Below are 13,658 nucleotides of genomic sequence, written 5' to 3' on the forward strand. Positions count from 1 at the left end.
CTTCAACTCGATGCGTTGCAATACGCCCAGGTGCGAACTGCGAACTTGGTAGAACGCGTTGTTGATGTCCATTTCTCGCAGGGTGATGGCTTAAGCAAAGGCGCGCGCGACGGCAGGCTACCTTGGGCTAAACCGATATAGCCGCAGCCATGGCCATAACCCTGCTGCTGGCCTGTTGCTGAACCCGCCCTCATGCGAACGGCTTTTATGCCCACTGGGTAACGAGGATAATCCCCAGCATGCTCAACATGGGCACCATTGAATCCAGCCAATCGATCACAGGATTTACTTATGAACACTTCCAGGCCTAGAACGTTCGGCGGCCGCTTTTTGCTGCTGGCTGCCTTTGTGGTGCCGTTGCTAGCGCACGCCGCCCCTGCCACCACCATCGATGTTCACCGAGACGCCAACTGTGGCTGCTGCTCCAAATGGATCGCTTATCTGAAAGACAATGGTTTCCAGGTAAACGACCACGTCGAAGAGAACATGAGCGCGGTCAAGGCGCGGCTTGGCGTGCCGGGGGCATTGGCATCCTGCCATACCGGCGTTGTTAACGGAAAATTCGTGGAGGGCCATGTTCCTGCCCAGGAAATCACCGAGCTGGCCCGGCGAACCGACTTGGTTGGGGTTGCCGCCCCCGGCATGCCCATGGGCTCGCCCGGCATGGAGGTCCCGGGCCACGCCAATGCGTACCAGGTGCTTGGGCTGACGCACAGCGGTGAAACGCAAGTGGTAGCAGACTACCCGGCCCGCTAGCCGAGCCCTGGCACGGTTGCCCGCTCGCTGTCGAGCGAAGCCGCCGCCCCTGTGACTTAACGGCAAGGGCCGCGTGCTGGCCCTTAACTAGGCGGCGCCACGCCAATAGCGCCGCTCCGCGACCAGCGGCAGGAACCAATCGCGGTGATGGCTCTCTGACAGCACTCTGGCTATCCCGGCCCACGAGGGCACTCATGACTGACTTTCACCGCTCGCACCCCTACCGCCTGGTGCAGTTGCTGCTGCTGACCCTACTGACCATGGGCGGGCTTTCCATCCTGTGGGAGTTCAAGCTCGAAGCCTGGTCGATGCATTGGCTTGGCCTGCCGTACGACGGAAATTTCGAGAACGGTGAGCGTTGGCGCTTTGTGGTGACCTCCATCGGCTTCTCGCTGCTCTCGTTGATCCTGCCCACGGTGCTGCTTAAACGCTTGGTCAACAACACCCGATCGAGCTATCGGCGCATGCAGCGGGAACAGTCCAAGACCGAGACCTTGGCCAGATACGATTCGCTCAGCGGCCTGATAAACCGCCGTGTGTTCATGGAGATGCTACGCACCGGCCTGAAACAGGCTGAGCCCATGGTGATCATGTTGATCGACCTTGACCGCTTCAAAGCCATCAACGACAAGTACGGGCACTGCGCCGGAGACAGCGTGCTCATCGAAGTTGCCAGCCGGCTGAGCAAGATTGCCTTCGAACACTCGGGGATCGCTGCGCGTTTGGGAGGCGACGAGTTCTGCCTGTTGCTGATGGATTACCGCGAAGAAGCCGCCCTGCGAAACATCGCCGAAAGCATCATCGCGAGTTTGAGCCGCCCGGTGTTGGAGACGTTGGAGCCTTCGAGCCTGGGCGCAACGATCGGCATTTCTCGCTCCTGGGTCGATGCCGTGGATGCATCGGCCCTGCTGCATTACGCCGATACGGCCATGTACCGAGGGAAGAACAGCGGGCGCTCGACCTACTACTTCCATGACATCGAGTACGAACGGCAACGCCGGGCGCAATTCGACCTGGACTTCGCGCTCAAGCAAGCCATCGAACGCGAAGAGATCGTTCCATTCTTCCAGCCCATCGTCGCCCTGCCCTCACAGGCCGTGGTCGGCTTTGAAATCCTCGCGCGCTGGGTAAAACCTGACGGTGGTACCGGTATGCCGTCGGATTTTATCCCCGTGCTCGAACGCCTGGGCTTGATCCCGGCCATGACCCGCTCGCTCGTGCGGCAAGCCTGCCTGGCGACAAAGGAGTGGGATGCGCACCTGCACCTTTCATTGAACGTCAGTGCCGCGATGATCACGGATGAGCTGTTCCCTGATCGGCTGCTGGAGCAACTTCGCCAGGAGCAGTTCCCATTCGACCGCTTCGAGGTGGAGATTACCGAAGAGGCGCTGGTGGGCAACCTTGAAGCGGCGCAACGCAACTTGAGCAGGCTGCACGCCCACGGGATCACCGTGGCGCTGGACGACTTCGGCATCGGCTACTCCGGGCTCTATCACTTGACCCGGCTGTCCATCGACAAGATCAAGATCGACCGGTCCTTCTTTGAAGCCGGCAACGTCGATCACCTGCCGATGGTGGAAGCCATCCTGGGGATGGCGCGCAGCCTGAAGATGAAAGTGACCGCCGAAGGCATCGAGCAGGTCCACTTGCCGCATTTGCCGTCCTGGCTGGCCAGTAACGGCTGCCACTTCGCCCAGGGCTACCTCTATGGCCGCCCGCAAACCGGCTTCGATACCGCGCTGAACCTCCAGGGCCAGCCGCGGCTGAAGCGGGTAGTGGCTTTTGAATAAGCAGCGCTGTCACTTCGCGAACGCATACTCCCCACCCCGCTCCACCGCTTTGCGATACGCCGGCCGTGCCTGGAGCCGCTGCACCCATGCCGCCACGTTCGGATACGGCTGCAACTTGCCCTGTGCCTTGGCGAATTCGCCGATAAAGCTCATCTGGATATCCGCACCGGTCAATTCCTCGCCCACCAAAAATGGCGTGAGCCCGAGGGCGGTGTTCAGGTAACCGAGGTAGTTGGCCAGCTCCGAGTCGATGCGGGGCTGAAGCGGCGCGCCGGCACCGCTCAAGCGACCGATGTAGAGGTTGAGCATCAGCGGCAGCATGGCCGAGCCTTCGGCGAAGTGCAGCCATTGCACGTATTCGTCGTAGGTGGCGCTGGTGGGGTCTGGCTGCAAGCGGCCGTCGCCGTGGCGGCGGATGAGGTAGTCGACGATGGCGCCAGACTCGATCAGCACGTGGGGGCCGTCTTCGATCACCGGGGATTTGCCCAGCGGGTTGATCGCCTTGAGCTCGGGTGGCGCAAGATTGGTTTGCGGGTCGCGCTGGTAGCGCTTGATCTCGTAGTTCAACCCTAGCTCTTCGAGCAGCCAGAGGATGCGCTGCGAGCGCGAGTTGTTGAGGTGGTGAACAATGATCATGGTGGGCTCCGAACGGGCGCGAGGGGAAGTGTCTAGAAAAAGACTGCACTGCAGCGTTGGGGTGCCGTGGATTTTCTCAGCCTTCATGCCTCGGCGTGAAACGCCTGTTGGCGGTTGGCAGCGGTGCCCCCCATAACCGGGACCACTGAAACGCAAAGCGGAGCTTTCTACTTGAGGGCGACCATGCATTCGCGCTTTGCATGTGCCCCGGCCGTGCATTCGCCGCCCCACGGCACTCTGAATCGCCTCACCCCACCTCCCAGCAGCGCATCATTAGGCGGCTGGCGCGAAGGCCTGCGCGGCCGCGACGGTGTCCAGAGACTCACGCAGCAACTGGATCTTGCCGTCCTTCGCCACAAGGCGACCGGCATACAGCTGCCGGTACACCCGGCCGGTGGCAGCAACGACCGCTTCCACGCTGTATTCGGCAAACGCCTGGTCTGGGGTTTCAATGAGGAATCGCACATTGCGGAATTTGAAGCCCGGCACCTTGGCTAGCAAGGCCCCGATAAAGGCTTCGATTTGGTCGTTGCCTTGAACGCGATGAGTGATACCCAGGGATTCGAGATAAGGCAGTTCCAAGGCGCCGTCCTCGGCAAAAAGGGCGGCCGCAACGCGTGGCGATTGGATGGACTCCAGGTACTGCTGGAACAGTTCGACGGCGTTTTTCATCAGGGTTTTCTCCAAAGGCATGAATGAGCGCTGTTTGCTCACTCACGTTAAGGGAGAACCTAACCTGCGAAAACCGTAATTAACGAAAGCCATCGTTTCATTTCTGTAAGCCTTGCCGCCCCCGCTGCCGGGCTATTTCGGCCAACGCCAAGTCGGGTTGGCCAAGTGCTCAGCGAAGAAATCCGACAGTGCCTTTATCTTCACGGGGCGGGTGCGGGCCGAGGGGGTCACGAAATACAGCCCACCACGCGCCATGCTCCATTCGGGCAGCAACACCACCAGGCGGCCATCAGCCAGGTATTCGCTGGCGATAAATTCGGGAAGTTCGGCGATCGCCAGCCCTTCGAGAAGAGCCGGCACCAAGGCGTCCGAGTTGGTCACGCGCAAGGGACCGCTCGGCACTACGTCTTCCTCCACACCGCTTTCATGGGTGAACCGCCATACCTGGCTGCGCGCGCGGTAGGCGTAACTGAGGCAAGGCCTGCCGACCAAGTCGCGGGGATGGGCCGGGTAGCCATGCGCTTTCAGGTAGGCAGGCGACGCGACCAGATACTGAGTGACCGCGCAAAGCCGGCGCGCGACCAGTGAGGAGTCTGGCAGCACAGCGATGCGCAGGGCCGCGTCGAAGCCTTCGGCAATGAGGTCGACAGCCGCATCGGACAGGTGCAGGTCCACCGATAGCTCCGGGTACCGCCGCATGAGTTGGGGCATCAATGGAGCGACCCAGCGCAAACCGAACGACATCGGGATCGCCAGCCTTACCTGGCCTCGGGGTTGTATGGAGAGCTCCTGGGCTTGGCCCTCGACCTCTTCCGCTTGCCGGTAAATGTCTGCGGCCTTGGCCGCGAGGCTCGCGCCGAACTCGGTAAGCGCCAGTTGCCTGGAGGTACGGTTGAACAAGCGCCCGCCCAGCCGCTCTTCAAGCCGAGCGACGGCCCGTGACACCGTGGGTACCGAAACACTCATCACTCGAGCCGCGGCGGCGAAAGACCCCTCCTCGGCGACCTTGGCGAACATGGCTAGGCCTTCAAAATCTGGAAGTCTGCTCATTTCATTTCTGCAACGATGGGTTGCAGGCAATTCTATTTTGAAATACCAATGCCGTCGATATGCTTCTCCCACACCGCAACTTACTTGAACGGCTAACAGGAGAAACATCATGGCTCGCAAACTCGAAGGCAAAATCGCACTGGTCACCGGCGGCACTACGGGTATCGGCCTGGCCACCGCCAAACGCTTCGCCGAAGAAGGTGCTCACGTGTACATCACCGGCCGGCGGCAGGCCGAGCTGGACGCCGCCGTCGCAACGGTTGGCAACGCCACTGGCGTGCAGGTCGACTCCACCCGCCTCGAACAGCTGGACACCCTCTATAGCCAGATCGGCGCCGCCCACGGCCACATCGATGTGCTCTTCGCCAACGCCGGCGGAGGCTCCATGCTGCCCTTGGGGGAAATCACCGAGCAGCACTACGACGACACCTTCGATCGCAATGTCAAAGGCGTGCTCTTCACCGTGCAAAAGGCCCTGCCCTTGCTGGCCAAGAATGCCTCGGTGATCCTCACCGGCTCCACCGCCGGGAGCTCAGGAACCGCAGCCTTCAGCGTGTATGCCGCCTCCAAGGCTGCCGTGCGCTCGTTCGCCCGCAACTGGATCCTGGACCTGAAAGACCGCCACGTGCGGGTCAATACCATCAGCCCCGGCGCTACCCGGACCCCCGGCCTGGTTGACCTTGCCGGCCCGGATGCGGCGCAGCAGCAAGGCTTGCTGGACTACCTGGCATCGCTGATCCCCATGGGCCGGGTTGGTGAAGCGGAAGAAATTGCCAGCGCGGCGCTGTTCCTGGCCTCGGACGACGCCAGCTTCGTCAACGGCATCGAACTGTTCGTGGACGGCGGCCAAGCCCAGGTCTGATCTGCCTGAAGGGCGGTATGAACACCGCCCTGTCTATCTACGGAGGATATTCGATGCAACGTTCAACGTTGGCGCTGTTTGCCGTCAGTGTGGCCCTCAGCGCCGCGGCCCAGGCCGCGGATACCACGTACAAGAGCGAACCCGCGATGAATTCAACCCAGCCGTCGCTTCACGTCTCGGTCATCGATCACGTGGGCATGAATGTTCCGGACATAGACGCCGCTACGCGGTTTTTCTCCGAGCTCATGGGCGCGCGGGTTATCTCGGATACAAGGCCCGGTAACCTGCCGGAGCAATGGAAAGCGCAATTTCGCTGGCATGCTTCCAGCGAGCTCGAACGGTTTGTGATGTTGCAACTGGCAGGCGGTGCCAAAGTTGAGCTGTTCCAGTACCGCGGCGCCGAAATAGATCGCGTACACCCCCATGGCGACGACGCCGGTGCAACTCACGTCGCATTGAAGACCGACGACATCGATAGCAGCCTTACCCTGCTCAAAAGCCGGAAGGTCACCATCCTCAATGAGCCGATCACCAACCCTGACGGTATTCGGTGGTTCTATTTTCAAACGCCATGGGGCGCACAAATCGAGTTGGTTTCAGTGCCGACCCATGAGCGTGGTCCAGCCGCCTGAGCGCTGCCCAGACGGGGCCGCAAGGCGAGCAGTGAATTATTTGGCACCCCAGTGTCTCTGATGCAAATGAGCGAACGGCCACTATCCAGGCCGCGCGAATGCGCATTGCCCTTCAGTTGAGGGCAGGTTTATACGAACTTTGGCCAGGCACTGGGTAACTTGCATGAAACGACGTAAACAGCGCATCAAACCCATCGGGCTGCAGGACATCACCATTGTCGACGACGTGAAGATGCGCAAGGCGATCACGGCCGCCGCGCTGGGCAACGCCATGGAGTGGTTCGACTTCGGCGTGTATGGGTTCGTCGCTTATGTGCTGGGCAAAGTGTTCTTTCCCAGCGCCGACCCGAGCGTACAGATCGTCGCAGCCTTGGCGACCTTCTCCGTGCCCTTCCTTATCCGCCCGTTGGGTGGCTTGTTCTTCGGCGCCATGGGCGACCGTTATGGGCGGCAGAAGGTGTTGGCGGCGACCATCGTGATCATGTCGCTCAGTACCTTCGCCATTGGGTTGATCCCCTCCTACGCGGCCATCGGTATCTGGGCGCCCGTGCTGTTGTTGCTAGCCAAGATGGCCCAGGGCTTTTCCGTGGGCGGGGAATACACCGGCGCTTCGATCTACGTGGCCGAGTATGCTCCTGACCGTAAGCGCGGCTTTTTAGGGAGCTGGCTGGACTTCGGCTCCATCGCAGGTTTCGTCGTAGGGGCTGGCGTGGTGGTTGCGATCTCGGCGGTGGTGGGCGAAACCCGCTTCGAAGAATGGGGCTGGCGGCTGCCGTTCTTCCTCGCGCTGCCGCTGGGCCTGCTTGGGCTGTATTTGCGCAATTCGCTGGAGGAAACGCCCGCCTTCCAACAGCACGTGGAGAAGCTCGAGCAAGCGGACCGCGAAGGCCTGGCGAACGGCCCCAAGGTATCGTTCAAAGAAGTTGCCACCCAGCACTGGCGCAGCCTGGTGACTTGCGTAGGCGTGGTGGTCGCGACCAATGTCACCTACTACATGCTGCTCACCTACATGCCGAGCTACCTCTCGCACAACCTGCACTACAGCGAAAACCGCGGCGTGCTGATCATTATCGCGATCATGGTCGGCATGCTGTTCGTGCAGCCGGTGTTCGGGCGCCTGAGCGACACCTTCGGGCGGCGGCCTTTCATCATCTGCGGCAGCATCGGGTTGTTCTGCCTGGCCATCCCCGCCTTCATGTTGATCACCAGCGGCAAGATCGGCCTGATCTTTTCGGGCTTGCTGATCCTGGCAGTGTTGCTCAACTTCTTTATCGGCGTGATGGCGTCCACCTTGCCGGCGATGTTCCCCACCCATATCCGTTACAGCGCCCTGGCCAGCGCCTTCAACATCTCGGTGCTGATCGCCGGCCTCACCCCAACCCTTGCGGCATGGCTGGTGGAAACCACCCAAAGCCTTTACATGCCGGCGTACTACCTGATGGTAGTGGCGATCATCGGCCTGGCTACCGGGCTCACGATGAAGGAAACCGCGAACAAGCCACTGCGCGGTGCCACACCCACCGCTTCAGACCTGGATGAAGCCAAGGAACTGCTGCAAGAACACCATGACACGATCGAACAAAAAATCGAGGACATCGACGCCAAGATCGCCGAATTGCAAACCAAACGGGAAGAACTGGCACAGCAGCATCCGCGTATAGATTGAACGGATCACCGCGAGGGCCCCTGCGACTGTTCAGGGCCTAGGGCCGATAGTGATATCCAGCCTCCCTCAAACTGGAGCCACCCCCTGAGTTATCGGCCCCGCTTGCACAGCGCCTTGGTTATCACCGGCATGATTGTGGTAGGCATCCCCTATACGCTCCTCACGGCCGGTCTCTGGCGCTGTTGCTTCATGCGTTGCCGGTGCGGTGGATTCAGGCGCATCCGCTGAACCTCGATGTTGTTGGCGGGTATTTGATAGTGCTGGCGGTTACCGGCTATTGGGCGTTGCCCTCCAGGTGGCGGTTGTTCTTGCGATGCAAATCCGGCGGAGACGAACCTGGGCTTGGCTGTTGGCTGGGGCAGTGGCTCATTTGCCGGCGCAGGCCTTTGGAATGTTATGGGCGCAGGTCTTTTTCATTTATATGGCCCCCGGCGATCGCAGCCGTGGTGGCTTGCGTGCATGGGCTGTATTTGTATCGAAAGGGATTCCGGCTCGGCTGGGATGAATCGACGTCATCGACGTAAGCCCGACGAACCCTGCCCACTTGCTGCAGCTCATTCGGCGCCCAGAGGGCCCGGGGCAGCCGCCACCTTCGCCTTCAGTCAATAACCCAGGTTTACGCATGCCCCAGAAGGGCTGAAGCAGCGTTTAGGCGGCAAGGTCATCTGCCCAGACGACCACCTACTTGCACCGCCCGCGCTTCTTGTCGTGCTTGGAGCAGGTTTTTTGTACTGCTCGGCTTTGTTCTTCGAAGTCATTGTCAACTTCACAGCTTGCGTAACCGTGGGTCCAGCCTTCGCTGTAGCGCTCTTGCAGGTGGCTGCGAGGGTCTTCATCGCGCGCCACGTATCCGCGTTTCTGTTTGCTGGCCTCGCATCCCGCAGCATAGCCGTCACTGTAGGCGCCAGGCGGAATAGGGTGCCAGAACAGGCACGAGGCCTGGGCCATGCAGGCCATTGCCATGCACAGGGGGCGAAGGGTGCGGGGGATCATGAGGGTAGTCCGTTAAGTTGATAATCCGCCTACGGTATCGGCCCATGCTCGCTCCGCTTGAGGCCTTGATCATCCGAACCCTTCACCTCGATCCAAACCGGGGTTGAACCCTATTGTTCAGCCCCTACCGGCCGATACACCGATGCGCTTTTTCCAGCCTGTTTTCGGAGTGACATTGATCAAATCCATCCTAGCCCCTTGCCTGGTATTACTGGCCGGCTGCGTCGGCCACTATCAGCAGCCCGCGGCAGACGCACCGCATGCCACCCTGAATGCTCAGTGGGGCACCAATAACCTTATGAACGGAGGCGGCCAAGGGTATTGGGCCTTTTATGACAGCCATTGCGTGGACACCGAAGAAACCGGCGTTCTAGGCGCTATTTCGGCGACCAACTCCGAAAAGAATCGGTTCTTTATCAAACCGGACAGGCGTGTGTATGTGCACGCCCTCAGCACAGGTATAAAAATCCGCGAGAACAATGACCAGCCCTTAATTTCCAAGAGCTGTTTGAACATCAGCAGCTTTGTTCCACGCACCGGGGGCGTCTATCGAATCAAGCAGTCAGCGCCTGATTGGGGTTGCTCCCTGGAAGTGATAGACATGAGCACCGGCACCCCACCCAACACGCTTGTCGTAGAACCGATCACCAAGGAATGCGGGCTTAACTAGCCAGCCCCGCCTAGGCACTTCAAGCAGCCTGATACCTCACTCTTTTTTCATCAGCCCCGCCAGCGCCGCGAAAGGGTTATGCGTGGCCTTGGCTACCGACGGCGTGCTCAGCGAACCTTCACTGAAGTATTGCTGGTCGGTGTAGCGAGAATGCTCGTTGTCGTGGCAATACAGGCACAACAACTCCCAGTTGGAGCCGTCCTGGGGGTTGTTGTCGTGGTTGTGGTCGCGGTGGTGAACGGTAAGTTCGCTCAGGCGCTTGCCTGAGAACTCCCGTGCGCAACGGCCACATACGTGGGGGTACATCTTGAGGGCTTTATCGCGATAGCCGCGTTCGCGCTCGCGCTGGGTTTCGGCGAGGATTCGATCGAGCTTGGAAGTGTCGGTGGCCATGCTGCACCTGAGGTGTGTAAAGCCAGCAGTTTATAGCCCTGGGCGGGGGTTGTGCTACAGCGTGCAGCCGCTACGAAAGTTTCGTTCCGCCTTGCCGATATACCTGCTCAGGGCCTGTGCGCAGGCTGGTTTTCAATGGACATATTGCCAAGGCCTATGCATGGACGTCGCTTCGCTTGAGTTGTTATCGCTGCCTTCGCGTGCCATCGCGGGGGTGGGGATCGGTTTCGTATTGATGGTAGTACTCACGCGGGTCAAACGGCTGATGGCGCGCTGTAAGTCGCCTATCGCCGAAGACTTTGCCACTTACGCCTACTGGTTATTCACCGGGGCCGCGTTTGTGGCCTTGTACATGGGTTATCTCCGGCACCGCCCCGCATACGGCCTGTGGCCGGTGTTGTCGTTCTACCTCGGCGCGTCAATCCCTTTCATTGCCAGCACTCTCCGGCAACGGATGCCTACGCGTACAAACAGAAGCCCAAAAACAAGTGTTCACCCTGATCCCGGCGGTTTGCAGAGGGGCCACGAAGGGCAAGCATCCGCGCCCACGGCACCTTCGCCATCATCGCAAGCGGGGGTGTTCAAGCTTGCGGACGTCCTGGCCGGGATGGCCGTCGTGCTCTGGTTCATCTCGTTGACGCTGCCAGTGTTCATCGACGCCGACTCACACGTAACTTACGGCGCGCAGTTGTTGGCAAAGGGCTGGCTCGGGCCGCTGATATTGCAGTTTGCCTGGTACGCAAACCCCCTGTTCTTTTTGAGCCTGCTGCGCAAGCAAACCAGTGGCGGCGGAGTTTTGTCCGCAGTGCTGGCGTTAGTCCTTTCGCTCAACGCGCTGACCTTTGGCACCGGGCTGGGCGGCGATAGCGATGTATACGGTTATGGCTGGGGCTACTTCCTGTGGTTCATGGCCCTGAGCTTGATGCTGGCGGCGGCAGGTACCGCGCGAAGCAGCGACAGCCGGCTGTCGCCTCCCGAAGCTGGCGGCCTGCTGGGGCTGGCCGGGTTGGTGCTGTGCGGGCTGATCGGCACTGTCGCCGCCGCGGTATCCCTGCATCAACACCAAGGCGCGAACAGTGCCGAGCAAACGCGCCTGGCCAAGGTTGCGGTCAAAAACGGCCAGGTATGCCGGGCCGAACTTGCGCAGGTGGTCCAGCCACTGACCTCAGTAGCGGGCCCTGTCGAGGTCACGCAGGTGCTTTTGCCCACCTCTCGGCCAGGCTACGCCGCCTCGGGCTTGTTCGATCTCCTCGACTGGGGGGTTCCGGTATTACGTTATAAAGGGCGGGACTATTTTTATATCCGCAGCGCCGAAGAGAATATGCTGGCCTCGATACCTGCAACCGGGGCGCCTTTGGCGACAATCGCGTTTACCGCTGACGGCCAGTCCGCTCACTTGCGCGTACTGGCCGCGGGGGGCCGGCAGATTGTGGAACAGCAATGGCGGCTGAGCCAGGGCCGGAAAGCGCCCTGCCCCGAGTTTTCATCGCGCCCCACAGGCACGCAGCAACCCAGGCTAATGGTGCTCCAAGCCCTTGGCTTGCCTACCACAGGCACGCCTCGCCAGGACCCATCGGCAAGTGCAAGCAAAGCGAGGGGCGAAATCCTTGGCCGGCTCCAGGTGCCCGCTGCAGCCCCACTGCCCGGCCGCTTGGCGAACTGCCCCGGGAACGTGAGCTGGGGCGATCGCAATCTCCCCCCGGCGATCATCCACGACAAAACTACCGGCGCCTTCCAGATCGGCGTGGCGAATTACTATCCCGATGCAAACGTTACAACCCGGGCGCTGTGCCAAGGCGCCCACGTGTACCTGTACACGGACCACCACAGTGGAGGGGACCATGAAATCCGCTTGGAAAAAAGGCGGCTGTCTGATTTCAAAAGGGTGGGGGCGAGTGCAATCGACCTGTCGGACCCCGCGCTCGAAAAAAGCGACTTGCAGCTGGAGCGTGTCGAGGATGGCGCAGACACCTATACGATCGAGGTCAGCGATCCCAAGCAGGGGTTAAGGCTTCGGGTAAAAGCGACCCTGGGGCTGGGAGGCTGAAGCCGCAGGGCGCTGCCGGCCCTGACGCGATCGAAGGGGGCCATCGATGCCCCCCTCGCGCGAGTTAGCGCCTGCGCGCCGGCAGGTTCAGCATGGCGCGCGGTCAGGCCACCGCTTCGCGGCTATGGCCTGCAACCCGGGTGTGTTTCAGCGTTGGCAGCAGGAACACGATGGCCAGCACGCAGGAGGCCACCAGCAGCATGAACCCGCCGTCCCAGCCGAAGTGGTCGACGATGACGCCCATCGCCGCGCTGGCAGCGACCGAACCTCCCAGGTAACCGAACAGGCCGGTGAACCCGGCGGCGGTGCCGGCGGCTTTCTTCGGCGCCAGTTCCAGTGCCTGCAAGCCCACCAGCATCACCGGGCCGTAGATCAGGAAGCCAATGGCGAACAGCGCGGCCATGTCGATGGTCGGGTGGCCTGGCGGGTTGAGCCAATACACCAGGGTGGCGACAGTCACCAGCGCCATGAACACGATACCGGTAAGGCCGCGGTTGCCGCGGAAGATCTTGTCCGACATCCAGCCGCACAGCAGCGTGCCGGGAATGCCCGCCCATTCGTAGAAGAAGTAAGCCCACGAGGTGGTGTCGACGGTGAAGTGCTTGGCTTCCTTGAGGTAGGTCGGTGCCCAGTCCAGCACCCCATAGCGCAGCAGGTAAACGAACACGTTGGCCAGGGCGATGTACCACAGCAGCTTGTTGCGCAGCACGTAGTCCACAAAGATCTGCCGGGTGCTGATTTCTTGCTCGTGGCTCGCGTCGTAGCCTTCCGGGTAGTCGTTCTTGTACTCCTCCACCGGCGGCAACCCTACGGATTGGGGGGTGTCGCGCATGGCCGCGAAGGCGAACACCGCCACCAGCACCGCCACGGCGGCGGGCACGTAGAACGCGGCGTGCCAGTCGTTGGTCCAGCCCAAACCGAGCAGGAACAGCGGGCCGATCAAGCCGCCACCCACGTTATGCGCGACGTTCCAGGTGGAAACCACGCTGCCGCGCTCCTTCTGGGACCACCAGTGCACCATGGTCCGCCCGCTCGGCGGCCAGCCCATGCCTTGGGCCCAGCCATTGATGAACAGCAACACGAACATGATGGCCACGCTGGAGGTGGCCCAGTGTGCGAAACCGAACACGAACATCACCGCCGCGGACAGCAGCAGCCCGAACGGCAGGAAGTAACGCGGGTTGGAGCGGTCGCTCACCAGCCCCATCAGGAACTTGGAGAACCCGTAAGCGATGGCGATGGCGGAAATGGCTACCCCCAGCTCGCCGCGCGTATAGCCTTCGTCGATCAGGTAAGGCATGGCCAGGGAGAAGTTCTTGCGCAGCAAGTAATACCCGGCGTAGCCAAAGAAAATGCCAGCGAAGATCTGCCAGCGCAGGCGTCGGTAGGTACTGTCGATCCGGTCGGTGGGCAGTGGCGCCCGGTGGGTGGCAGGGCGGAAGAAGGCGAACATCGAGTATCTCCAGCTTTATTATTGGTTTGCGAAAGCGA

Annotated in this window: 13 protein-coding genes; 7 read left to right on the top strand and 6 right to left on the bottom strand. The window is 61.1% G+C overall.

The window, feature by feature from the left end; genetic code table 11:
* Positions 1-291: 291 nt before the first annotated feature.
* Positions 292-756: a DUF411 domain-containing protein gene (locus OGL93_RS17845; RefSeq protein WP_263264145.1), complete on the top strand. Its 465-nt coding sequence runs from the start codon at positions 292-294 to the stop codon at positions 754-756.
* A 194-nt stretch (positions 757-950) separates the two neighbouring features.
* The gene (locus tag OGL93_RS17850; RefSeq protein WP_263264146.1) at positions 951-2,546 is read left to right on the top strand and encodes a bifunctional diguanylate cyclase/phosphodiesterase; all 1,596 of its coding nucleotides are present in this window, start codon (positions 951-953) and stop codon (positions 2,544-2,546) included.
* 9 nt (positions 2,547-2,555) lie between these two features.
* Here the strand turns inward: OGL93_RS17850 and OGL93_RS17855 are convergent, their stop codons facing one another.
* The 3 genes from OGL93_RS17855 to OGL93_RS17865 form a co-directional block, all read right to left on the bottom strand.
* The gene (locus OGL93_RS17855) at positions 2,556-3,182 is read right to left on the bottom strand and encodes a glutathione S-transferase (RefSeq protein ID WP_263264147.1); all 627 of its coding nucleotides are present in this window, start codon (positions 3,180-3,182) and stop codon (positions 2,556-2,558) included.
* 273 nt (positions 3,183-3,455) lie between these two features.
* On the bottom strand, positions 3,456-3,854 hold the full coding sequence (locus tag OGL93_RS17860) for a nuclear transport factor 2 family protein (protein ID WP_263264148.1): 399 nt from the start codon (positions 3,852-3,854) through the stop codon (positions 3,456-3,458).
* Positions 3,855-3,986: 132 nt separating this feature from the next.
* Positions 3,987-4,904 carry a LysR family transcriptional regulator gene (locus tag OGL93_RS17865; RefSeq protein ID WP_263264149.1) on the bottom strand — a complete coding sequence of 306 codons (918 nt, stop codon included), beginning with the start codon at positions 4,902-4,904 and terminating at the stop codon, positions 3,987-3,989.
* Between the two features lie 109 nt (positions 4,905-5,013).
* Here OGL93_RS17865 and OGL93_RS17870 point away from each other — a divergent pair, with 109 nt between their 5' ends.
* From OGL93_RS17870 to proP, 3 genes are all read left to right on the top strand, one after another.
* Positions 5,014-5,766, top strand: coding sequence for an SDR family oxidoreductase (locus tag OGL93_RS17870; RefSeq protein WP_263264150.1), 753 nt, complete (start codon positions 5,014-5,016; stop codon positions 5,764-5,766).
* A 17-nt stretch (positions 5,767-5,783) separates the two neighbouring features.
* Positions 5,784-6,398, top strand: a complete 615-nt coding sequence (locus OGL93_RS17875; RefSeq protein WP_263264151.1) for a VOC family protein — start codon at positions 5,784-5,786, stop codon at positions 6,396-6,398.
* Between the two features lie 163 nt (positions 6,399-6,561).
* Complete coding sequence (gene proP, locus OGL93_RS17880; protein WP_263264152.1) at positions 6,562-8,064, top strand: glycine betaine/L-proline transporter ProP; 1,503 nt, start codon at positions 6,562-6,564, stop codon at positions 8,062-8,064.
* A gap of 681 nt (positions 8,065-8,745) precedes the next feature.
* Here the strand turns inward: proP and OGL93_RS17885 are convergent.
* On the bottom strand, positions 8,746-9,057 hold the full coding sequence (locus OGL93_RS17885; protein WP_263264153.1) for a hypothetical protein: 312 nt from the start codon (positions 9,055-9,057) through the stop codon (positions 8,746-8,748).
* Positions 9,058-9,199: 142 nt separating this feature from the next.
* Here OGL93_RS17885 and OGL93_RS17890 point away from each other — a divergent pair, with 142 nt between their 5' ends.
* Positions 9,200-9,727 carry a hypothetical protein gene (locus tag OGL93_RS17890; protein ID WP_263264154.1) on the top strand — a complete coding sequence of 176 codons (528 nt, stop codon included), beginning with the start codon at positions 9,200-9,202 and terminating at the stop codon, positions 9,725-9,727.
* Positions 9,728-9,763: 36 nt separating this feature from the next.
* Here OGL93_RS17890 and OGL93_RS17895 read toward each other — a convergent pair whose 3' ends face one another.
* Positions 9,764-10,120 carry a YajD family HNH nuclease gene (locus OGL93_RS17895; RefSeq protein WP_263264156.1) on the bottom strand — a complete coding sequence of 119 codons (357 nt, stop codon included), beginning with the start codon at positions 10,118-10,120 and terminating at the stop codon, positions 9,764-9,766.
* 616 nt (positions 10,121-10,736) lie between these two features.
* On the opposite strand from OGL93_RS17895, the gene OGL93_RS17900 reads away from it, so the two are divergent.
* Positions 10,737-12,167, top strand: a complete 1,431-nt coding sequence (locus OGL93_RS17900; protein ID WP_263264157.1) for a hypothetical protein — start codon at positions 10,737-10,739, stop codon at positions 12,165-12,167.
* A gap of 103 nt (positions 12,168-12,270) precedes the next feature.
* Here OGL93_RS17900 and glpT read toward each other — a convergent pair whose 3' ends face one another.
* Positions 12,271-13,620, bottom strand: coding sequence for a glycerol-3-phosphate transporter (gene glpT / locus OGL93_RS17905; protein WP_263264158.1), 1,350 nt, complete (start codon positions 13,618-13,620; stop codon positions 12,271-12,273).
* Between the last annotated feature and the right edge of the window lie 38 nt (positions 13,621-13,658).

The organism is Pseudomonas sp. RIT-PI-S (assembly GCF_025642975.1).
Lineage (GTDB): Bacteria > Pseudomonadota > Gammaproteobacteria > Pseudomonadales > Pseudomonadaceae > Aquipseudomonas.

What these genes read in the sequence shown, in the direction of transcription:
- OGL93_RS17870 (WP_263264150.1), top strand. Translation starts at nt 5,014, where the DNA reads ATGGCTCGCAAACTCGAAGGCAAAATCGCACTGGTCACCGGCGGCACT.
- OGL93_RS17895 (WP_263264156.1), bottom strand. Translation starts at nt 10,120, where the DNA reads ATGGCCACCGACACTTCCAAGCTCGATCGAATCCTCGCCGAAACCCAG.
- glpT (WP_263264158.1), bottom strand. Translation starts at nt 13,620, where the DNA reads ATGTTCGCCTTCTTCCGCCCTGCCACCCACCGGGCGCCACTGCCCACC.
- proP (WP_263264152.1), top strand. Translation starts at nt 6,562, where the DNA reads ATGAAACGACGTAAACAGCGCATCAAACCCATCGGGCTGCAGGACATC.
- OGL93_RS17890 (WP_263264154.1), top strand. Translation starts at nt 9,200, where the DNA reads ATGCGCTTTTTCCAGCCTGTTTTCGGAGTGACATTGATCAAATCCATC.
- OGL93_RS17865 (WP_263264149.1), bottom strand. Translation starts at nt 4,904, where the DNA reads ATGAGCAGACTTCCAGATTTTGAAGGCCTAGCCATGTTCGCCAAGGTC.
- OGL93_RS17855 (WP_263264147.1), bottom strand. Translation starts at nt 3,182, where the DNA reads ATGATCATTGTTCACCACCTCAACAACTCGCGCTCGCAGCGCATCCTC.
- OGL93_RS17850 (WP_263264146.1), top strand. Translation starts at nt 951, where the DNA reads ATGACTGACTTTCACCGCTCGCACCCCTACCGCCTGGTGCAGTTGCTG.
- OGL93_RS17885 (WP_263264153.1), bottom strand. Translation starts at nt 9,057, where the DNA reads ATGATCCCCCGCACCCTTCGCCCCCTGTGCATGGCAATGGCCTGCATG.
- OGL93_RS17845 (WP_263264145.1), top strand. Translation starts at nt 292, where the DNA reads ATGAACACTTCCAGGCCTAGAACGTTCGGCGGCCGCTTTTTGCTGCTG.
- OGL93_RS17860 (WP_263264148.1), bottom strand. Translation starts at nt 3,854, where the DNA reads ATGAAAAACGCCGTCGAACTGTTCCAGCAGTACCTGGAGTCCATCCAA.
- OGL93_RS17875 (WP_263264151.1), top strand. Translation starts at nt 5,784, where the DNA reads ATGAACACCGCCCTGTCTATCTACGGAGGATATTCGATGCAACGTTCA.